Annotated in this window: 24 protein-coding genes; 19 read left to right on the top strand and 5 right to left on the bottom strand. The window is 66.8% G+C overall.

All coding sequences use genetic code 11. The annotated features are described in order from the left end of the window. The first annotated feature begins 74 nt into the window (after nucleotides 1-74). Nucleotides 75-1,448 carry an ammonium transporter gene (locus AC1DBN_RS12545; protein WP_091723121.1) on the top strand — a complete coding sequence of 458 codons (1,374 nt, stop codon included), beginning with the start codon at nucleotides 75-77 and terminating at the stop codon, nucleotides 1,446-1,448. A gap of 29 nt (nucleotides 1,449-1,477) precedes the next feature. Here AC1DBN_RS12545 and AC1DBN_RS12540 read toward each other — a convergent pair whose 3' ends face one another. Next, the gene (locus tag AC1DBN_RS12540) at nucleotides 1,478-2,110 is read right to left on the bottom strand and encodes a PadR family transcriptional regulator (protein ID WP_091723122.1); all 633 of its coding nucleotides are present in this window, start codon (nucleotides 2,108-2,110) and stop codon (nucleotides 1,478-1,480) included. 179 nt (nucleotides 2,111-2,289) lie between these two features. Between AC1DBN_RS12540 and AC1DBN_RS12535 the strand changes: the two genes are divergently transcribed. Together AC1DBN_RS12535 and AC1DBN_RS12530 are read left to right on the top strand one after the other, a co-directional pair. Continuing rightward, the gene (locus tag AC1DBN_RS12535; protein ID WP_091723124.1) at nucleotides 2,290-4,473 is read left to right on the top strand and encodes a transglycosylase domain-containing protein; all 2,184 of its coding nucleotides are present in this window, start codon (nucleotides 2,290-2,292) and stop codon (nucleotides 4,471-4,473) included. An 80-nt stretch (nucleotides 4,474-4,553) separates the two neighbouring features. After that, nucleotides 4,554-5,168, top strand: coding sequence for a GNAT family N-acetyltransferase (locus AC1DBN_RS12530; protein ID WP_477723334.1), 615 nt, complete (start codon nucleotides 4,554-4,556; stop codon nucleotides 5,166-5,168). On the opposite strand, the gene AC1DBN_RS12525 is transcribed toward AC1DBN_RS12530, so the two are convergent. Next, nucleotides 5,165-5,758: a DnaJ family domain-containing protein gene (locus AC1DBN_RS12525; protein ID WP_477723371.1), complete on the bottom strand. Its 594-nt coding sequence runs from the start codon at nucleotides 5,756-5,758 to the stop codon at nucleotides 5,165-5,167. The two genes, AC1DBN_RS12530 and AC1DBN_RS12525, sit on opposite strands and share 4 nt — an antisense overlap. A 123-nt stretch (nucleotides 5,759-5,881) precedes the next feature. Here AC1DBN_RS12525 and AC1DBN_RS12520 point away from each other — a divergent pair, with 123 nt between their 5' ends. Then, nucleotides 5,882-8,284 (top strand): beta-galactosidase, encoded by a 2,403-nt coding sequence (locus AC1DBN_RS12520; RefSeq protein ID WP_477723333.1) that lies wholly within the window; start codon nucleotides 5,882-5,884, stop codon nucleotides 8,282-8,284. A 98-nt stretch (nucleotides 8,285-8,382) separates the two neighbouring features. On the opposite strand, the gene AC1DBN_RS12515 is transcribed toward AC1DBN_RS12520, so the two are convergent. Both AC1DBN_RS12515 and AC1DBN_RS12510 read right to left on the bottom strand, forming a co-directional pair. Continuing rightward, the gene (locus tag AC1DBN_RS12515; RefSeq protein ID WP_314215052.1) at nucleotides 8,383-8,880 is read right to left on the bottom strand and encodes an SRPBCC family protein; all 498 of its coding nucleotides are present in this window, start codon (nucleotides 8,878-8,880) and stop codon (nucleotides 8,383-8,385) included. Nucleotides 8,881-8,892: 12 nt separating this feature from the next. Continuing rightward, the gene (locus AC1DBN_RS12510; protein ID WP_477723332.1) at nucleotides 8,893-9,225 is read right to left on the bottom strand and encodes an ArsR/SmtB family transcription factor; all 333 of its coding nucleotides are present in this window, start codon (nucleotides 9,223-9,225) and stop codon (nucleotides 8,893-8,895) included. 57 nt (nucleotides 9,226-9,282) lie between these two features. Between AC1DBN_RS12510 and AC1DBN_RS12505 the strand changes: the two genes are divergently transcribed. Beyond that, nucleotides 9,283-10,041 (top strand): type 1 glutamine amidotransferase family protein, encoded by a 759-nt coding sequence (locus tag AC1DBN_RS12505; RefSeq protein WP_477723331.1) that lies wholly within the window; start codon nucleotides 9,283-9,285, stop codon nucleotides 10,039-10,041. A gap of 54 nt (nucleotides 10,042-10,095) precedes the next feature. Here AC1DBN_RS12505 and AC1DBN_RS12500 read toward each other — a convergent pair whose 3' ends face one another. Then, entirely contained in the window at nucleotides 10,096-10,827 is a 732-nt protein-coding gene (locus AC1DBN_RS12500) for an ANTAR domain-containing protein (RefSeq protein ID WP_477723330.1), read from the bottom strand. 73 nt (nucleotides 10,828-10,900) lie between these two features. On the opposite strand from AC1DBN_RS12500, the gene AC1DBN_RS12495 reads away from it, so the two are divergent. From AC1DBN_RS12495 to AC1DBN_RS12430, 14 genes are all read left to right on the top strand, one after another. Further along, complete coding sequence (locus tag AC1DBN_RS12495) at nucleotides 10,901-11,620, top strand: GAF and ANTAR domain-containing protein (protein ID WP_477723329.1); 720 nt, start codon at nucleotides 10,901-10,903, stop codon at nucleotides 11,618-11,620. 10 nt (nucleotides 11,621-11,630) lie between these two features. After that, nucleotides 11,631-12,035: a hypothetical protein gene (locus AC1DBN_RS12490; RefSeq protein WP_231994357.1), complete on the top strand. Its 405-nt coding sequence runs from the start codon at nucleotides 11,631-11,633 to the stop codon at nucleotides 12,033-12,035. Nucleotides 12,036-12,570: 535 nt separating this feature from the next. Beyond that, nucleotides 12,571-12,765: a hypothetical protein gene (locus tag AC1DBN_RS12485; protein ID WP_091723135.1), complete on the top strand. Its 195-nt coding sequence runs from the start codon at nucleotides 12,571-12,573 to the stop codon at nucleotides 12,763-12,765. Nucleotides 12,766-12,942: 177 nt separating this feature from the next. Next, nucleotides 12,943-13,803 carry a CPBP family intramembrane glutamic endopeptidase gene (locus tag AC1DBN_RS12480; RefSeq protein WP_477723328.1) on the top strand — a complete coding sequence of 287 codons (861 nt, stop codon included), beginning with the start codon at nucleotides 12,943-12,945 and terminating at the stop codon, nucleotides 13,801-13,803. A gap of 129 nt (nucleotides 13,804-13,932) precedes the next feature. Further along, nucleotides 13,933-14,469 carry an Asp23/Gls24 family envelope stress response protein gene (locus AC1DBN_RS12475; protein WP_477723327.1) on the top strand — a complete coding sequence of 179 codons (537 nt, stop codon included), beginning with the start codon at nucleotides 13,933-13,935 and terminating at the stop codon, nucleotides 14,467-14,469. After that, a complete protein-coding gene (locus AC1DBN_RS12470; protein WP_091723139.1) occupies nucleotides 14,466-14,657 on the top strand; it encodes a DUF2273 domain-containing protein in 192 nt (63 codons plus the stop codon). Before AC1DBN_RS12475 ends, AC1DBN_RS12470 begins: the two co-directional genes overlap by 4 nt. After that, nucleotides 14,654-14,959, top strand: coding sequence for a hypothetical protein (locus tag AC1DBN_RS12465; protein WP_477723326.1), 306 nt, complete (start codon nucleotides 14,654-14,656; stop codon nucleotides 14,957-14,959). Before AC1DBN_RS12470 ends, AC1DBN_RS12465 begins: the two co-directional genes overlap by 4 nt. Before the next feature lie 93 nt (nucleotides 14,960-15,052). Further along, nucleotides 15,053-15,634, top strand: a complete 582-nt coding sequence (locus AC1DBN_RS12460) for a hypothetical protein (RefSeq protein ID WP_477723325.1) — start codon at nucleotides 15,053-15,055, stop codon at nucleotides 15,632-15,634. Next, the gene (locus AC1DBN_RS12455; protein WP_477723324.1) at nucleotides 15,631-16,251 is read left to right on the top strand and encodes an Asp23/Gls24 family envelope stress response protein; all 621 of its coding nucleotides are present in this window, start codon (nucleotides 15,631-15,633) and stop codon (nucleotides 16,249-16,251) included. The genes AC1DBN_RS12460 and AC1DBN_RS12455 overlap by 4 nt, the downstream gene beginning before the upstream one ends. A gap of 63 nt (nucleotides 16,252-16,314) precedes the next feature. Then, nucleotides 16,315-16,545 (top strand): CsbD family protein, encoded by a 231-nt coding sequence (locus tag AC1DBN_RS12450; protein ID WP_045731032.1) that lies wholly within the window; start codon nucleotides 16,315-16,317, stop codon nucleotides 16,543-16,545. Between the two features lie 129 nt (nucleotides 16,546-16,674). Continuing rightward, nucleotides 16,675-17,262, top strand: a complete 588-nt coding sequence (locus AC1DBN_RS12445; RefSeq protein ID WP_231994359.1) for an RNA polymerase sigma factor — start codon at nucleotides 16,675-16,677, stop codon at nucleotides 17,260-17,262. After that, entirely contained in the window at nucleotides 17,259-17,840 is a 582-nt protein-coding gene (locus tag AC1DBN_RS12440) for an anti-sigma factor family protein (RefSeq protein ID WP_477723323.1), read from the top strand. Before AC1DBN_RS12445 ends, AC1DBN_RS12440 begins: the two co-directional genes overlap by 4 nt. Beyond that, the gene (locus AC1DBN_RS12435; RefSeq protein ID WP_477723322.1) at nucleotides 17,837-18,298 is read left to right on the top strand and encodes a hypothetical protein; all 462 of its coding nucleotides are present in this window, start codon (nucleotides 17,837-17,839) and stop codon (nucleotides 18,296-18,298) included. The genes AC1DBN_RS12440 and AC1DBN_RS12435 overlap by 4 nt, the downstream gene beginning before the upstream one ends. 88 nt (nucleotides 18,299-18,386) lie before the next feature. Then, complete coding sequence (locus AC1DBN_RS12430) at nucleotides 18,387-19,472, top strand: LacI family DNA-binding transcriptional regulator (protein WP_477723321.1); 1,086 nt, start codon at nucleotides 18,387-18,389, stop codon at nucleotides 19,470-19,472. Nucleotides 19,473-19,477: the final 5 nt, after the last annotated feature.

The following is a 19,477-nucleotide window of genomic DNA, read 5'->3' as shown; positions in this document are numbered from 1 at the left end:
GACGAAAAATAGACCCCGGGGGAAAAGCCGGGGTGGCACATCACCCCCTTGAATCTCATGCGAAGGGACCACCGGTGGAGATCTCTGCCCAACACGTCTGGCTGCTTATCTCGGCAGCGATGGTACTGCTGATGACCCCCGGGCTCGGTCTCTTCTACGGCGGCATGACCCGTGCCAAGGCCGCGCTGAACATGATCATGATGAGCTTCATCTCCGCAGGCATCGTCGGAGTTGTCTGGGTCCTGTGGGGCTACTCAATGACCACCGGTGACGGCTTCCTGGGCATCTTCGGCAACCCGTTCACCAATTTCGGGCTGCAGAACCTGATGGGCTCCCCGGACCTGATCAAGGCCGGCTACAGCGCAACCTTCGCCATCATCACCGTGGCTCTGATCAGCGGCGCTATTGCAGACCGTGCCAAGTTCAGCGCCTGGGCCGTGTTCGTGCCGGTTTGGATCACCCTGATCTACTGCCCCCTCGCCTACATGATCTGGGGCGGCGGACTGATGAGCGCCGGCGGTGCAGTGACGGCCATTTTCGGCCAAGTCATCGACTTCGCTGGTGGCGCCGTGGTGGAAATCAGCTCCGGCACAGCCGCGCTGGTGCTCGCCGTCATCGTGGGCCAGCGCCACGGCTTCGCGAAAGACCCCAACCACCGCCCCCACAACCTCCCTTTCATCATGCTGGGTGCGGCCCTGCTGTGGTTCGGCTGGTTCGGATTCAACGGTGGCGCGGCGACCAGCGCCGAACAGGCAGGCCTTATCTGGATCAACACCCTGGTTACACCTGCCGCAGCAATGCTCAGCTGGCTGGTGACCGAGAAGATGCGCCACGGCCACCCCACTTCCCTGGGGGCCGCCTCCGGCGTGGTGGCCGGCCTCGTTGCTATCACACCTTCCTGCGCCAACATCAGCCCGGTGGCCGCAATCGGCCTGGGCCTGGTGGCAGGTGCTGCATGCGCCGTCTTCGTTGACCTCAAGTACCGCTTCGGGCTCGATGACTCCCTGGACGTGGTGGGTGTCCACCTCGGCGCCGGACTCATCGGCACCCTGGCGCTCGGGTTCATTGCCCTGCCGTCAGCCGGCCAGGCCGGGGGTCTTTTCTACGGCGGCGGCGTGCAGCAGCTCATTGCCCAGACGGCTGCGGTAGTCATCACGCTGTTGGTCTCAGGGCTTGGCACCCTGGTGATCGGCCGCGCCATCAACAAGACCATCGGCTTCCGGGTCAGCCACGAAGCCGAAACGGCTGGCGTGGACCTGTCCGAGCACGCCGAGAGCGCCTACGCGTTCAACGAGGTGGGCGCCGGCTTCAACCCGCTGCGGGCGGTATTCGGCCACATTCCGGCCGGCGGGCACTCCGCAGACCGCCAGGCCGCCGAGGGTTCAAACCGCGAGGTTTCAGGCACCCAGGGCCCGGACCGTCAGGCAAAGGAAGATACTTTCGCCTGACGGCCGCCCGTACTCCGGCAGCCCCGCCACTAGTCCGCCAGGATTTTGTAGAGCGCGCGCCGGGTTTCGTCCAGCTTCTCGATGGCGGCGGTCCGCTGCTCCTCAGTGACACCGCCCCGGAACTGGTGGATAACGCCCATCAGTTTGCCGATGCTGTGGTGGAACTCGCGGTCCGATCCTTCCGGGACCGCGTTCCATGCACTGTCCATCTCCTCCGCGTGCCCGGCCACGTACTCCCGGCCGGATTCGGTGAGCGAGAACTCGGTGCCGCGGCCTTCACTCATGGCCTCGATCAGCCCTTCGTCCACCAGTTGCTGGAGCGTGGGGTAGATGGAGCCCGGGCTTGGTCGCCAGGCTCCTTCGGTCTTTTCGGCGATGGTCTTGATCAGCCCGTAACCATTCGACGGTGACTCCGCCAGGAGCGAGAGTATGGCGGCGCGAACGTCACCACGGCTTGCCCGCCGCCCTCCACGCCCGAATCCCGGACCGAAACCCGGGCCAAAGCCTGGACCAAAACCAGGGCCGAACCCGGGACCAAAACCTGGGCCGAACCCGCCGCCGCCGCCGCGGTGACCATGCGGTCCCCGGCGTCCCCTGCCCCGTTCAAACCGGCCCCTTGCGAACTCTGGGCCAGGGAATTTTTCGTCAGAAATGCCTCTCATGATGGCATCCGCCTTTCAATCTTCTTATTTACGCCGATCTCTTCGGCGATACTTAACGATATGTCGTTAAGTATCGCCGGTCAAGGATTTTTTGTGACCGTATCCTGACCTTCGAAGTTCTGGATCAGCCCATCCCAGCGGCGTAGGCTGGACGCACCTCCAAGCTTGAGGGCTGATAGATGGCGAAGAAGAAGAAGCGCAGAAGCGGTTTCGGCGCCGCCCTGGGACGATTCCTGGGGTTCCTCGCAGCCAGTGCCATGTGTGGCGTGCTGGTGGCCAGCCTGGTTGTCCCGGCAGTTGCGGCAGCCGGGATCGGAGTCAGCAATTCGATCGGATTCTTCGAGGGCCTGCCCAAAGAGCTGACGGTCCAGCCGCCGTCGCAATCCACCAGGGTCCTCACCTCCGACGGCCAGCCGATCGCCACGTTCTACGCCGAGAACCGCGTGCGGATTCCACTGGACCAGATGTCGCCGTATATCAAGGACGCCATCATCTCCATTGAGGACAGCAGGTTCTACGAGCACGCGGGAATCGACCCCCAGGGCATCCTCCGGGCGGTGATCGCTAACGTGACGAAAGGGGACCAGCAGGGCGCGTCCACCATCACGCAGCAGTACGTCACCAACGTGGTCAATGAGGCGCGGCTGTCCCAGGACCGGCCGGACGAAGTGGTCCTGAGCGGCCAGAAGGACATGGGCGACAAGTTGCGGGAGATGCGGCTGGCCATCGCCCTGGAAAAGAAGTACAGCAAGGACCAGATCCTTGAGGGGTACCTGAACATCGTCTTCTTCAACAGCGATGCGTATGGCGTCGAGGCGGCGGCACGTTACTTCTTCGGCACCACCGCAAAAGACCTCACGCTGCCGCAGGCCGCCCTCCTGGCCGGCCTGGTCAACAGTCCCACCTTCTACAACCCGGCCATCAACCCCGAGAACTCGCTGGCCCGCCGCAACCAGGTCCTTGACGAGATGCTTCGCCTCAAGAGGATCACGCAGGCGCAGCATGACGAAGCAAAAGCCACGCCGGTGGAACTCAAGATCACCCCTGAACGTCAGGGCTGCGCCAACGCCGCCATGGCCCCCTACTTCTGCGACTACATCTCCCACCTCATCCTCAACAACCCCGCCTTCGGGCCCAACGAAGTGGAGCGCGAGCGCAAGCTCTACCGCGGCGGACTGACGATCGTCACCACTTTGGACAGCAGGCTGCAGGCGGCGGCGCAGGCCCAGGTGGACAGCACAGCGGGCGCCAATCCGGACAAGTGGGGTGCAGCCCTGGTCACGGTGCAACCGGGAACGGGCAAGATCCTGGCCATGGCGCAGAACACCGTGTTCCTGCCCGAACCGGGCAAGTTCGACACGCAGCTGAACTTCAACGTGGATGCCCGCGATCCGCAGGGGAACGACCTGAACGGGGCAGGCGGCTTCCAGACCGGTTCCACCATGAAGCCGTTCACCTTCGCCGAGTGGCTCAACGAGGGCAAGTCCCTGACCACCGAAATTGATGCTTCACGGCGGGTTTATCCGCTTGGTTTCCCGTGGCGCTCCAGCTGCGGCAAGGTGCTGGGCGCCTACAGCACAGCGCAAAACAACCCCGAGCTGGGTGCGGCGGATGACCTGCAGAATTCGGAGGAGGGCTTCTACCGGAAGATGCCCATCAACTACGGCCTCTACAACTCGATCAATACGGCCACCTTCGCGTCAGCGGCGCAGCTGGATTTCTGCGGCATTCAAAAGATGGTTGACGCAGTGGGCCTGCACAGCGGCCTGGACGGGACACCCATCAACATGCACCAGCTGGGCAATCTGCTCGGAGCCACCGGCGTGGCACCCCTCCACCTTGCCAACGCCTTCGCCACCTTCGCCAACGACGGCCGCTACTGCAACCCCATCGCCCTGCTGGACATCAAGGACGCCACGGGTGGAAAGCTTCCCGCCCAAACAACCGAGTGCAGGGATGCCGTGAAGCCGGAGGTGGCACGCGGCGTCAACAGCGTCCTCCAGGACGTGCTGGTGAGGGGTTCGGGCTTCTGGATCCAGCCGAAGGTTCACGACAAGTGGCCAACGGCCGCCAAGACCGGCACCTCGAACAACAACGGCGCCACCTGGATTGTTGGGTACACCAGCGGACTGGCCACAGCATCCTTCTTCGGGGACGCACTTGAGGGGCAGAAACGTGCAGGCCAGAACGTCACCATCAACGGAACGTTCTATCCCCGCCTCGATGGGTACATGATCGCCGGCCCGCAGTGGGCGTACTTCATGCTGAAGGCCGTCCCGCTGTATCCGGCTGCGGCATTCCCGGGGCCTCCCCAGTCGATGATCGGTCCGGTTCCGGCACCCACCCCCGCGCCCAAGCGGTAGGAACGCAGGCAGGCTGCCTGAACCTGCCGCCCACAAGCCCTACGTCGAAAAGCATTGCTTCCGGGGCGATCACGGGCACAATGAACGGCGTGGAGAACCTTGAAACAGAGCGGCTGATCCTCCGGCCCTGGGAGCCCGAGGATGCTGACTTTGTGCTGGATCTGTACTCCCGCTGGGAGGTACAGCGCTTCATCGGAAACCCGCCCCGCGTGATGGCGCACCGCGGTGAGGCCGAGGACCGCATCCGGGTGTGGCGGGCCATGGACCATCCGGTCCACGCCGTCTGGGCCGTGCAGCTGAAAGGCGCAGCCCAACCATCGAACCCCGCGCAGCAAACAAACCCTGCGCAGCCAAAGATCCCCGGACACGCCCGGCCCGCACTCGCCGGGACGCTGCTCCTCAAATCCATTCCGGCGTCGGGCGCTGAACTCCCCCTGCAGCCCTCGGGCGACACGGAGATCGGCTGGCACCTCCACCCGGACCACTGGGGAAAGGGCTACGCCACCGAGGCCGCGGCGGCGGTCCTCCGCTACGCGTTCGCAGGCGGCCTGCCCAAAGTGGTGGCGGTAACCAACCCCGCCAACGCGGCGTCGCAAAGTGTGTGCACCAGGATCGGCCTGCTCCACCAGGGGCAGACCAGCAGGTACTACAACGCCCTCTGCGAGCTGTACCAACTGACGAACCCGGCGGCCTAGCCCGGCCCCTTCCAGAGCCGCTGCCACCAGGAGCGCTCCGGCGTGGGCTCCTCCACCACCTCAGGCGTCCGTGCGGCACGCCTGGCCCGCCACCGCTCCACCTGTTCTTCCACGTCTCGGGTCTGCGTGACCACCGGAGGCCCGCCCTGGAGCTGGCGGCGCGCATCAATGACGCGGCGGTTGAAATCAGTTAGGAGGTCACGGACCTGCTGTTCGGTGTACTGCGCATCCAACTCGGCGTCCAGCCCGGCATCCTCCGCCCGGAGCAGGATGGCCGGCGGTCCCAGACCGCTGATGTTCTCGCGCTGCAGCAGGCCCTTGACCCACCAGTCGGGATCGTAGGATTCGCCCAGCCCGGGGATCGGCTTGCCGGCGTATTTGAGGTCGTCGAATTTTCCCTGCGCCATCGCGTCCCGGACCAGATACTCGGCCCGGGCTGAGTCGCTGACTTTGCGGCGCTTCTCCCGCTCACTGGCGTCAATCGCGTCCAGGGCGGCTTCTTCCTCCGAACTGATGCCCGCCCCGCGGTACGAACGGACCTCGGCTGCGCGCTCCAGCCGTTTCCGGTATTCCGATGCGCCGCCGCCCATCCGTGTCACCGCCTTGCCTTGCTTGATGCCGTCCTCCCAGTATTTCGAAGCATCCCGCCGGGTTCAACGCCCAGCAGCAACCGCCCCAAGAAAACGTTTCCCGAGTGTGCAATACTTCCTCCCATGCCATCACCCTCCAGCGGTTCCCCGTCCGTCCTGCGCGCCGCCCACACGCCATGGGAAACTCCCCTGACGTTGCCGGCCATGAGCAACACCCTTGACCGGCACCGCCGCTACCGCGTCACCAACCGCTACCTGGAGGCGGACGGGCAGCCAGTCCTTCCCGTGTCCGGCGAGCTGCACTACAGCAGGGTGCCGCGGGCGCGGTGGGAGGAGCGTCTGCGGCTGATGAAGGCCGGCGGCATCACGGTGGTGGCCACCTACGCATTCTGGATCCACCATGAACAGACCGAGGGCAAGGTAAGGTTCGACGGCGGCCTGGACGTGGGTGCGTTCGTCCGCCTGTGCGCGGAGATCGGCCTGGACGTGGTGCTGCGCATCGGTCCCTGGTGCCACGGCGAGGTCCGCAACGGCGGCTTTCCGGACTGGGTGCAGGAGGCTCCGGTGCAGCACCGCACCAACGATCCCGCCTACCTGGAACTGGTGAAGGGCTGGTTCGGGCACCTCGGGGAAGAACTCCACCAGCTGACCGGGCCGGACACCAACGTGATGGGCATCCAGCTGGAAAACGAGCTGTACGACCAGCCCGGCCACTTCGTGGAGCTCAAGAAACTGGCCAGGAACGCCGGCCTGACCGCACCCATCTGGACCGCCACGGCCTGGGGCGGCGCCGACCTGCCGGCCGGGGAGGTCCTCCCCCTGTTCGGCGGCTACGGCGACGGGTTCTGGGTGGATGCGGACGCCCCCTGGGATCCCACGTTCAGGGAGCACTACTTCTTCAGCCATATGTGGGACGATCCGGGCATCGGCGCGGACATCCGCGAGTTCGTGGGTAACGGCGCCGGGGATGCAGGCAGCGCGGGCAGCGGGACTGGCGCAGCGGCACCTGCACCCCGTACGCCGTCCGCCCTCTTTCCGCCGGCCACGTGCGAGCTGGCCGGTGGCATGGCCACGGCTTACCAGCGCCGCCCCTGGCCGCAGGGGCTGGACGTGGCCGCCGTGGCGCACAACAAGATCGGCAACGGCTCGGCCTGGCAGGGCTACTACATGTTCGCCGGCGGGATGAACCCATCCGACGGGCTCCAGGAATCCCAGGACACCGGCTACCCGAACGACCTGCCCCGGTTCGACTACGACTTCCACGCCCCCATCGGCGCGTCCGGCCGGCTGGCCGCCAGCTTCGCTGCCCTGCGCAAGCAGCACGCCTTCCTGGCAGCCTTCGGCGACCGGCTGGCCCAGATGCCGTCATCCCTCCCCGGGGCCCTGCCGCACGGCATCGAGGACACCACCACCCTTCGCTGGGCGCTCCGGAGCGACGGCACCGCCGGCTTTGTGTTCATCACGTGGCACCAGCCGCACATTCCGCTGCCCACCTATGACGACGCCCGCTTCGAGGTAGCGCTCGACGCCGGCCCGGTCACCTTTCCGGGGCAGCCGGTGGACATTCCGGCGGGCACCGTGGCGCACTGGCCCGTGAACCTCGAGGTGGCCGGCGTGACCATCGCCTGGGCCACGGCCTCCCCGCTGACGTTCCTGGAGCCGTCCGCCGAGGACCCGGATTCGTTGCCCACCCTGGTCCTCGCGGCCGAGCCCGGAATACCCGTGGAACTCTGCTTCGCCGCCGGAACAGAGGTCCATGGCGCTGGAGGATCGGACGCTGCGGGCTCCTACCGGATCCACGGCAACGAACCCGTCGTGGCCACCGCTCGCCACGGGGACGCCCGGCTGGACATCCTGGTCCTCCCGGCAGAGGTTGTTGACACCGCCTGGGTCCTGGGCAGCCCCGCCCGGCGCGAACTGGTCCTTTCCGGCGATCCGGTGTGGCTGGATGGCAGCGGCAACCTGGAGGGCCGTTCCCGGGCCACTGCTGAAGTACTGCGCTACCGCCCGGGGGCACGCTCGTTCGAACCCGCAGCCACACTGCCGGTACTCCCCGCAGTCCCGGCAGCAGCCAGCGTGGACGTTGCCGCGGAGCTGGTCAAGGCGGCAGGCCCTGCCCCCGCAACCTACGGTTCCTCCGCCAACCGGGCCGCGGCGCCGGACCCTGCGGTGATCACTGAGCTGGCCGAGGCCTACCGGTTGCCTCTTCCCGGCCAGGCGCTGGCCGGAGGGCACACCGAGCTGGAAATCCACTGGGCCGGGGATGTGGCCCGGCTGCTGGTGGACGGGGCGGTGGTGGCCGACAGGTTCTGGGACGGCTCCCCCTGGGTTATTAACGTGTCCGACGCCGGAATCGGGCCCGGTGCCGACGTCGTCCTTGAGATCCTGCCGCTTTCCCCGGCGGCCGAGGTGGGGCTGCCCGCCGAGGCGCAACGGCGCCGGGATGCTTCGCAGGGCGACCTTGCCGCGCTGGATACTGTCCGGCTGGTCGGCTGGACGGCCTGGCAGGAGGCCCCGGCGACGTAACCGCGCCCGGCAGCAGCCCAGGCACACGGAAGCGGACGACGCCGGGAGGCTCCGGCGTCGTCCGCTTCTTGTGTTTGCGGTGCAGTCAGCCCGGCGCGTCAGGCGTTGGCGTGCTCGGCGAGGATGCTGTCCATCTGACCGACGGCCTCCTTGAGGCCTTCTTCCATGCCCATCTGCATCATCTGTTCCAGCTGCTCTTCGGATTCGAAGGCGGAGAGCATGGTCATCCGGGTGCGGTCCCCGAGCTGCTCCAGGGTCACTGTGGCGTGGCTGGTTCCGTGCTCCCCGGTGGGATTGCCGTCGCTGTCCGCGAAGCCGTCGTTGAATTCCAGCTGCTGCGGCGCCTGGATGCTGGTGAACTCCCACCAGCCGTGGAACTTTTCACCCTCGGGGCTGGTCATGTAGTAGCCGGCCTTGCCGCCTGGCACAAAGTCGTGCTGGTAGAACGTTGCCGGGTACGTGGGCGGACCCCACCAGCGCTCCAGTTGCCGCGGGTCCTCGAAGAGCTGCCACACGCGTTCCGCGCCGGCCTCGAACTCGGCAACCAGGGTAAGGCTCAGGGCCTCGAAGTTCTTGTCCGTACTGATGACTGTCATGGCAATGCCTTCCTAACCTTCAGCGAGAATGTCGGCCATCCGGGCGGCGCGGTGCCGCCAGATGTGTTCGTATTCGTCGAGCAGCCGGCGGGCTTTCTGCAGGCCTTCATGATTACCCCGCACAATCTGCTCCCTTCCGCGCTTCTCCTTGGTCACCAGGGAGGCACGCTCCAACACCGCAACATGCTTTTGGACTGCGGCGAAGCTCATGGCGTAGAGCGCTGCGAGGCCGGAAACCGAGAACTCGCCAACGGTCACCCTGCGGACGATGTCGCGGCGGGTGGAATCGGCGAACGCCTGGAAGAGGCGGTCCAGTTCGGTCTCGCGGAGCTGATCTACAACCATTTGGTTGTACGCTAGCCCCCGGCAAACGGCATGTCAAGGTTCTGTATGTTGAGGGGCATGAGCATTTTCCTGGTGGGTGCCGGGCCGGACTCAGATTCGTTCCCCGAAGTGTTTGACAGGTTTGCAGCCGAGGCGGAGCTGAGGGCAAGACCGGGATGGCAGGCCCGCATTGCCGTGGTGGTTCATGACAGCGGCGGCGCCCCGATGACCCGGCTGCCGGAGTATGCCGGTCCGCTGCAGGAACGGATTGGCTGTGACGTGGTTCCCGTACTGCTCGGCAACGGAGGCATCGCGGATCCCGCGGCGTTCGCCGGAGTGCACGGCGTGGTGGTGGGCGGCGGTCTGACGCCGGCTTACCTGCGCGGCGTCGAAAAAGCGTCCCCCACGCTCGCTCAACTGGTGGGAGACGGCGTTCCCTACCTCGGCTTTTCCGCGGGTGCGATGGTGGCGCCCGGCCGGGCGCTGATTGGTGGATACCTCGTCAACGGGATCGAGGTCTGCGGCGAGGAGTGCTCCGAAGGCCTGGCGGACCTGGAATTCCGCACCGGGCTGGGGATTGCCCCATTCGCGGTGGACGTCCACGCCGCACAGGCCGGCACGTTGAGCCGGGCCGTCGGCGCCGTGGCGGCCGGACTGGTAGACCATGCCGTGGCGATCGACGAGGGCACGGCCATCATCCTTGCCGCAGCGGACGCCGGGGACTACACGGTGATTGGCGCGGGCACGTCCTGGGATGTCCGGGCTGACCGCGGGCCGGGCCTTGGCGGAGGAGCCGCGGTAGTCACCGCACGGACGGCGGAACCGACGCGGGACTGACGACGACGGCGCAGGCCGCCTGACGCCGTCGGCAATCCACGCCGGGGTGGGCGCCTACTCGAAGTGGGTCTGGATGCGGTCTCCGGAGAGCTGCTGGATCAGCTCCGCTGCCACATCGCGGAGTTTGCGGTTCCGGTTGCTGGACACCCTGGTGAGGATTTCCATGGCCTCGGCCTGGGAGCAGCGGTTCTGCGCCATGATGACGCCGCAGGCGAGGTTGATGGCGGTCCTGCTCTCCAGCGCAGCCTCAAGATCGTCTGCACGGTTCTGGGCCCTGTTGAGCCGTACGGAGAGATTGAAGGTGTTATGCGCCGAGGCCGCGAAGCCCACGGCCTTCGCGTACACCTCTTCCGTAAAGGCATCCGGCTTGTCAGCGAAGAAGTTCAGGGCCGCGCTTGCGCCTTCGGTGATCTCCAGCGGAACGCCCAGCGTGCTGTGGACGCCGGCATCCAGGAGCGCCTTGCTGTAGGTGGGCCAGCGCTGGTCCGCGGCGACGTCTTCCACCAGCACCGGGGTCATCTCGCGGATCGCCTCAATGCAGGGACCGTCGCCCAGGGCCTGCTCAACCCGGTCCAGCTCCACGGCCCGTTCGCTGCTGCCGGCCGCGGTTGCGGGCCGCCGCTGGACTTTCAGCGTGACGGCGCATTCGATCCGGTCGCCGGCCGCCTCGGAGACAGCAGCTGCGGCAATTCCGGACAGCCCGGAGAGAAACTCCACCACGCTCTCAGCGCCGGTGAGGATTTCCTGGAGTTCGTGGACAACGTTGTTGTCAGCCGGTTTCGACATGCGCCTATCCTACTGCGGCAGCCAATCGGGGAACTTCCTGACCGGCCAAATCGATTGGCATATGCTGGGAGGCATGGCCCAGCAGCTTCCCCTTGACGAGCTCAGCATGCTTATTGCCCGCATCCGCGGACTGTTGCTGACCGAGGAGAAAGTGGTGGCAGCTGTCCACTCCCTGGCCCGGGCCGCCAAAGACTCTGTACCGGGAACCATCGGCGCCGGCGTCTCCTTGCTGGATTCGCGCGGCACGCGTACCAGCAGCGGCTACACGGACAGCATTGTCCAGCAGGCCGACGCCGTGCAGTACGAGCTCGGAGAAGGCCCGTGCCTCACTGCCTGGGCAACGGAGCAGCCGGTGCTGGTCCGCGACGTCCACGGCGAGCACCGCTGGCCGGAATGGCGGCGGGCCGTCCGGCAGCTGCCTGTCCGCTCAGTGGTCACCGCTCCCCTGATCGCCGGCAAGGAAGCCATCGGCTCGCTGAAGCTCTACTCCGCAGGGCCGCATACCTATGACGGCTCCAGCGGACGCCTCCTGGAGCTTTTCGCAGCACCGGCGGCCACCCTCATCGCGCACATCCAGGCCAGCGAAGCTCCGCACAAGCTGACCGAGGGGCTGCGCCAGTCGCTGTACAGCCGGGACGTGGTGAACCGCGCCTGCGGAGTCCTGATGGAACGGCAGGGTGTTCCCCACGAGGCTGCCCTGCGGCAGCTCATCAAGGAAGCCAGGGACCGCGGCGCCACCCTCCAGCAGGTGAGCGAGGCTGTCCTTTCCGGGCCGCCGGCGCCCAGGGCCTAGGAACGCCGCAATGGGCTTCGATCCGAACGAACCGGAACAGCGGCGGCGCCTCCGCGCAGCGATGAAGGCGGCGGACATCCCGCTGTCCGAACTGTGGCTGAAATACTTCAGCCTGTCCGGAGATGCCGGCGAATACGAGGTGGAAGCGTACCTGCAGGGACTCCTCTCACTCCCGTCCATCCAGCGCGACCTGCTGGCGCTGGCTGCCAACGAACTGATCGATGACCTCCCCCGCCCACGGGCCCCGTACTCGGATGATTTCAGCGAGGAACCCGGCCACACGGAGCCCGTCATCGCGGAGCCTGCCCAGGATTCCGGCGCAGCCACCGGGCAGGGCCCGGTTGAAGAAGGATCAGGCGACGACAGCGGCCTTGCTGGCGGCCCGGATGGACTGGCGGAGACACCGGAAGGATAGTCCGGGCTAACACACCGAGGTTTCCCTGCGGCCCCACCCAACGGCTCAATGCCGCGCCACCTCCTTCCGTTGCTACCGCCCTCCTGCCCACCACCCTCCAGCCCGCCGACCGCCTACCCTCCTCACCCAGCCACGGGTGTGTGATGAGTTTCACCTGCAATATTCGGCCATCTGGTTGGGCGGCCCCCGAAGCCCTGTGCACTATGGAAGGGCAGGGCTGGAGAATATCCGGCCCTCGACCCACTTGGTGAAGCAATGAAGCGCACCGGTGCGCCCCCGGCCGCCGACGCCTCAGAGCTCGACCAGGCCGCTTCCCGGCTTCCCGCCGGGGTCCCCAGAAAGTACAGAACCGTGAATCCCTTGCCGCCGCATGGGCCCGGTGTGATTGCTCACATTGCGGCTCGATTGGTTGCCATCTCCGGCAGCGGCATGCACCATGGAAGAACGGGAATGCGCTTTCCCACCTGATTGCCTCACCGACGAGGACCCGGCCTGTTCAGCCAGGCCGCCCACCGCAAGAAATGGAAGTTGAATAATGACGTTCGATGCCACTCACTCCGTAACCCTGAAGATCTGGGACAAGGCAGCCCTCCACCACACCCTTGATGCCGCCATCACCGATCTCTCCTCCCGCCACAACACCACCACCTGCCAGGTGGCCGTGACCTGCAGCGGCCCGAACACCTTCACGCTGAGCCTGCGCAACAGCGGCGCCCTGGCCACCGCCTAGGCAACCAGCACCGCACGGAAGCGGACGACGACGGGCCCTCCCGTCGTCGTCCGCTTTTCTTTTTGGCCCCTCCCGCCGCCAGGCGTCCATTAGGGGAGGCATCCAGCAGAGCAGGAAACCAGCAAGCAGGGCGTCCAGTAGAGTCGTGGCAAAACCCGCGACCCAAAGGTTTGGAAGATGCAGGCTGGCGGTAATTCCATGCGCATGCCCTCGTCGGACCCCGAAGCCGGGCAGGCTGGGCCGGCGCCCGTTCGGGCCAGGCTGGCCGTTGTTCCGGCGGTGATGCTGTCGGCCGCTGGTTTCCTCCTGTTCGCCCGCGAAGACCGGATCTCCGGCTTCCTCCTCCTGGCGGCCGCCCTTATCCTCGCGGGGTTCCTCAGCCGGAAGCTGGTGATCGACCTGGCCCTGATCGCCGTGGGACTGACCGCCATGAGCCTGGTGCCCATCACCACGGACATCAGCACTGAACACATGGCCGTCATGGGCACCGCCATGGTGCTGGCGGTGGGCATCCCCTACGCCGCCTCACGTTTCATTACCAAGGACCACGCCATCCGGTTCCCCATCCGGACCGGGCAGCCGTGGACGCGGGCGGAAAAGTGGTACCTGCCGGCGGTCCTGGTGATCGGCTACGCCCTGATGCCCGTGTACATGATCCGGACCGGCGTCTACGAGAACTGGCCCGCGGTCAGTGACGCTGACGGCATAGCCCGGCTCTTCCTGGGCACCAACGTCCTGGGCATCTGGGACGAACTGTTCTTCATCTGCACCACCTTCACACTGCTCCGCCGGCACCTTCCGGACTGGCAGGCCAACCTGCTCCAGGCCTTGCTGTTCACCTCGTTCCTGTGGGAACTCGGCTTCCATGCCTGGGCGCCGTTCTTCATTTTCCCGTTCGCCCTGCTGCAGGCCCGGCTGTTCACGGTGACCAAATCGCTGTCCTACATTGTCAGCGTCCACCTGCTGTTCGACTTCGTGCTGTTCCTGGTCCTGATCCATGCGCACAACCGCGAATGGATCAACATTTTCCTGTACTGACCACCTCCCACTGCACGTGATGCACGTCACACGAACAAGACCGTGACGATCTCCCGCCCCGCTGCGTCTTACCTGTAACGGCGCAAACCCGCGCCTGGAACAGAACGCCAACCGAGCAGGAGTGACGTAATGACCACGCAGACAAACGCCAGCACGCAGCAGACCGGCAACGCAGCGCAGAACAACGCAGCGCAGGCCACCACCGCACCGGGTACCGCCGCGCAGAAGAAGCCGGCAGCTACCCACTCCCTGGGCACGGCCGAAGGCCACGACGGCCGCGGCCGCACCACCGTCGCCGACGGCGTAGTGGCAAAGATCGCCGGCATCGCCATCCAGGAAATCGACGGCGTCCACGCCCTGGGCGGCGGCGCTGCCCGGGCCATCGGAAACCTCCGCGAGCGGGTGGGCCAGAAGGACCTCACCCAGGGCGTGAGCGTTGAAGTGGGCCAGACCCAGGTGGCCGTGGACGTGACCCTGGTGGTCGAGTACCCGCACCCCCTCCAGCAGGTGGCGGACAACGCCCGCGACGCCGTCTACTCCGCGGTGGAGGACCTGGTGGGCATGGAAGTCACCGAGGTCAACATCACCATCACGGACATCCATGTTCCGTCTGAGGACAACGACGATGAGGCTGACGACGCCGGCCACGAGCCGAGGGTGGCATGACCCCGGTCATCGGCGGCGCGGCAGCCGGAGCAGTCCTGGCGATAGTGGCGCTGGCCTTCGGATTCTGGGGCTTCATCCTGACCCTGCTCTTCATGGGCATTGGTGCGGTCCTGGGACGCGCCGCCGAGGGCCGCCTGGACCTGGCCGAGGTGTTTGACGCCCTGCGCGGCCGCCGCACGTCGTCGTGAACCGCCAGGGCCACACCCGCATCGCCCCGGCCGCCCTCCGGAAAACCGTGGAAGCCGTGACGTGCCAGGCGTTCGACGTTCCCCACACCGACGTTTCGGCGTCGCTGCGGGACGATGCAGGGAAGCTGGGGGTGGACCTCCTGGTCCGCCTGCCGGCACCAACCCTGACGACGCCAGCCTCGGAGGGCCGGCCACCCCTGTTTGAACAGGCGGAGATTGCCCGGCTGAAGATTTCCTTCATGGGGCGCCAGGTCACGGGCATGGAGATCGGAAAAATCAACATCAGGCTCGGGGCTGCATGAGAAGCCTTCCCGCGGCGGCACACAGGCTGCCCGCGGCCAGGGCGGCAGCACCGAATATCAGCAGCACATCCAGCAACCCACCAGGAGGTCACCGTGGGCACGGCCCGAACCCATAGCAGGATTGTCCGGCGGGAAACGCATTCATCGCGCGCCGGGTTGTCCGCCGCCACTGCGGTGCTCCTCCTGGCCGCCTTCCTCTGGCTGGGAACCGAAAGCGTCCTCGCCCTGTTGGGACAGGACGCCCTGGTGGCCAGCCCCGGCCGGCTTGCCGACGCCGCGGCCACAGCGCCGCAAACCACGCAACCGGCCGAACTGACCGCGGCCGGAGTTGCCGCCGGCGTCCTGGGCCTCACCTTGTTGGTGGCGGCCTTCAAGGGCGGCCGCAAGGGACGCCGGGCCATGCAGGCCGAACGGGCGGCGGTGGTGGTTGATGACCAGGTCATCGCCGCAGCAGTGTCGCGGCAGGTGCAGCTGACCGCCAAACTCGCTCCCGAGCAGGTTGCCACCACCATCAGCCGGGCCCGCGCCCAGGTAGCCATCCGGCCGACGTCGGGCGCCCCCCTGGACCGTGAAGCTGTCACCCGGGCTGCCGAAGAGGAGATCGCTTCCTGCCGCCTGGGACGGAAACTCAACACCGATATCCGCATCGCCACCGAAGGAGCACTGGGACGATGAACCACACCAACCGCGCCCTGAACCGCTTCTTCCTGGCCGCCACTGGACTGGTCCTGCTTGCCGCAGGCACCCTCACCGCGGGTGCCGGCATGGACGCCGGCGTCCGGGACCGCTGGAGTTCCGTCAGCACCAGCCTATTGGGGGGCTGGCGGAACCTCCGGGGCACCGCACCCCTGCAGGAACCCCTGGGCAGCTGGTGGGCACTGGCCGTGCCCGCCGTACTGCTCCTCGGCGCCGCTGTCAGCATCATGTGGCTGACCCGGCAGGGCGGCGGGCGGACCAGCGAGGCAGGCAGGCAACGGGACCCCGAACTCGGGGACACCGCCGTCGACATTTCCTACCTCGAATCCGCCGTGGAGGCCGCGCTGGAAGGCAACCGGGCCGTCGTCGGCAGCTCAGTGTCCGCCTGGCGCGGACGCGGCCGGCGGAGCACCACAACCCAAGGACTGCGAATCACCCTGCAGGCACGGCGCGGAGCATCTCCGCGTGAGGTGGCCGACCTCGCCGAGGCACTGGTCACCGGCATGGAAACCCTGCTGGGCCATCGCACCACCGTTCTGGTCCGAATAGAAGGTGGAACCAGGACCCGGCTGGCGGGTGCACACCGCACCAGCTAGCAAAGGCTGCTGTGTTTCGGACACACAGGAGCACAACAGGAACACCGAGAGAAGGGCATCACCATGGGACTCGACGACAAGATCAACAACGCCGCCACCAACCACGCGGGCGCCGCCAAGGAAGGCGTAGGCAAGCTCACGGGCAACGAACGGCTCGAGCGCGAAGGCCAGCACGACCAGGCCCAGGCGAAAGTCCAGGAAGCCGGCGAGAAGGTCAAGGACGCTGCCAAGGACATCGGCCACAACCTCAAGGAAGCTGCGGAGAAGGTCAAGGAAAGCTTCCGCAAGGAGTAGCCAGCCCCTGGACGGCAGGCGCGTTGCAGCCAACCACGGCGCAACGCGCCCTGCCGTCAGTCCGTTCGAACGGCGCACTTCTTTCACGCCCAGCAGGCATGATAGCGCCGATAATGAAAGCAGAGTCAGGTGACAGGAACACCCTTGGTGCGGGACCAGTTGGACCTGGTCCCCGATGCCATCCTGGCCGGAAGGGCAGCCGACGGCGATACAGCGGCTTTCGAGGCCCTCGCCCGGCGGTACGGGCCGCACATGCGGGCATGCGCCCGCCGGCTGACCGGACAGTACGCCGATGCCGACGACGTGGTCCAGGAAGCCCTGGTCCAGGCCTGGAAGCAGCTTGAATCGCTGCGCGAACCCGCTGCAGTGAAGGGTTGGCTGCTCCGGCTGACGGGCAGCAGGAGCATCGACTACCTGCGCCGGCGCAGGAACCACACCAGCCTCTCGGCGCTGGAAGAGGGCGGAGCAGGAATGGAACCTGCAGCCACCGGGCCCAGCCCCGAGTCGTCCGCCGTGGCGGCGTCGGGTACCGAAGCCCTGAAGGCCGCCTTGTCCCGGCTGCCCGAGGAACAGCGCCGCTGCTGGGTACTTAAAGAGTTCAACGGACAAAGCTATGAGCAGATTGCGCAGACCCTGAACATCAGCCCAGCCAGTGTCCGGGGCCGCCTTGCCCGGGCCCGGATTACACTGGTCCGCGAAATGGAAGGATGGCGATGAGCATCCCCCACGACACGTTCGAGTGCGGGCACACGCTCGAGGAGTTGAGCCAGTACCTGGATACCGGCGAATTCCCCGATCCCCGCCACCTCGAGACCTGCCCTGATTGCCGCAACGGCCTCGACTCGCTGCGCCGGCTCTCCACCGCCGGCAGCGAGCTGTTCAGCAACGACCTCGCCGAGGCCGGCAGCGGCAACGACGACTGGATGAAGAACATCCTGGCCAACCTCAAGCTCGAGCTCCGGCCCGGGCGTTCCATCCCGCTGCGGTCCGGGCACCCGGCGGACACCCTCACCGAAACGGAAGGCTCGGTCCTCGCCTTGGTCCGTTCCGTCACAGACCTGGCACCCGGGGCCGTGGCAGGCAGGGTCCGGCTTGAAGGAGATGTCACCGTTCCCGGCGAAGCCATCACCGTCAACCTGGACCTTGCCGTCGCCTTCGGCAATCCACTGCTGGGCAGCGCGGAAGCGCTCCGGCAGCACCTCGGGGAAGCCCTGGCCCGGCACACCGAGTTGAACATCGCCGCCATCGACATCACCATCACGGACGTGATCGACACTCCCCGGGAGGAACCATGACAGTGCCGATGCAGCCAACTCCCCCGCAGCGGGAAGATGTGCGGGACGAACTTCCGGGCAGCAGCCAGGAAGTGGAACGCGAAAACGGGCAGGCAGGGACACCGGGCGCCGCTGCGCCGGACTCCCTGCGAGCCGCCGTCCTGGGCGTGGAGGGCGTCACTGACGTCTTTCCGTCCCGGCCACTGTGGCAGCGGCTGCCCGCCGGAGCCCTGTCCCGGCTGCAGCAGGCAGCGGGCCAGCAGGGTTCCGGCGACCAGGGCGCCGGGGATCCCGACGACGGCCCGCTGGTTGAAGCCCGGGCGGACGGCAGTGCCACGGACGTGACAGTCCGCATCGGCGTGGGTGCCGACTCCCGGACTCCGGACGTGGTGCGGGCGGTGGCCTCGGTGGTCCGCGCCCACTTAGCGCCCGCGGAGGTTTCGGTCAAGGTCACCGTGGCGCGCATATCCCCCGAGTAGCGGCAGCTGTGCACGTGCGGCGGCAGCGCATCCTCACACGCGTTAGGTAAACTGCAGCATCACTGTTGTTTGCCACCAGAGGATCACCATGAATCGCAAGGCCACCGCACTAGACGTCGCCAAGCTGGCCGGTGTTTCGCGCAGCGCCGTCTCCCTGGTCCTCAACGGACGGGGCGACGGCAACGTGGCGCTGGAAAGCCAGCAGCGTATCCGCGAAGCTGCGGCCACCCTGAACTACACGCCCAACAAGATCGCCCTCAGCCTGCGGAACCGGCAGTCCCGGATCATCGGCATTGTCTCGGACCAGGTGGTCACCAGCCCATTCGACGGCAACATCATCGCCGGAGCGGACGCCGTGGCCCGTGAACATGGCTTCGTCACAGTGGTGATGGACACCGAACTGGACGGCTCCCGGGACGAAGGTGCGGTGGAAACCCTGCTGGACCGGCAGGTGGACGGGCTGATGTACGTCACGGTGGGCCTACGTCCCCTGCACGTGCCGGCGAACATGGAGCGGGTGCCGTCCATCCTGGCCAACTGTTTTGATGACCGGCCCGAAGCCGGCGTTGGAGCGGTGATTCCGGACGAGGTCCGGGGCGGGCGGGAGGCCGCCGAGCACGTCATGTCGCTGGGCCACCGGGACATCGCGTTCCTGGCCGGTGACTCGCTCACGCCCGCGGCGCCGCGCCGGATCGAGGGCTACCGGGACGCGTTCCTCCGGGCAGGGCTGCCCGTCAACGAGGCCAGGGTCCTGCAGGTGGGATGGGACATCGACGCCGGTTTCCACGGTGCCATGAAGCTCCTGGACGTCGCCGAGGCCGCACGCCGCCCCACCGCCATCCTGTGCGCGAACGACCGCCTGGCCATCGGCGTGGTGCTGGCCTGCTACCGGCTGGGCCTGAGCGTCCCACAGGACATCTCCGTCATGGGCTACGACGACGAATTCCGCGTGGCCAAATCCATGGTGCCCGCACTGAGCACCATGGCCCTGCCGCTGCGCGAGATGGGCGCCGCCGCCATGACCGCCCTGCTGGGCGATGTCACGCAGCACCGGACGCATGTGGCAGAAGGCAGTGAGACAGACGGCGCGCCAGGCGGCAGCGGCACCGAAACGATGGTGCCCTGCCGCCTGGTGGTCCGCGAGTCCACCGGCCCGGTTCCCGAGGGACGCTAAACCGG

It is taken from the genome of Pseudarthrobacter sp. 10T415 (assembly GCF_056394175.1).
The sequence above is the reverse complement of the archived record's forward strand: the minus strand, read 5'-3'. Positions and strand labels throughout refer to the sequence as shown.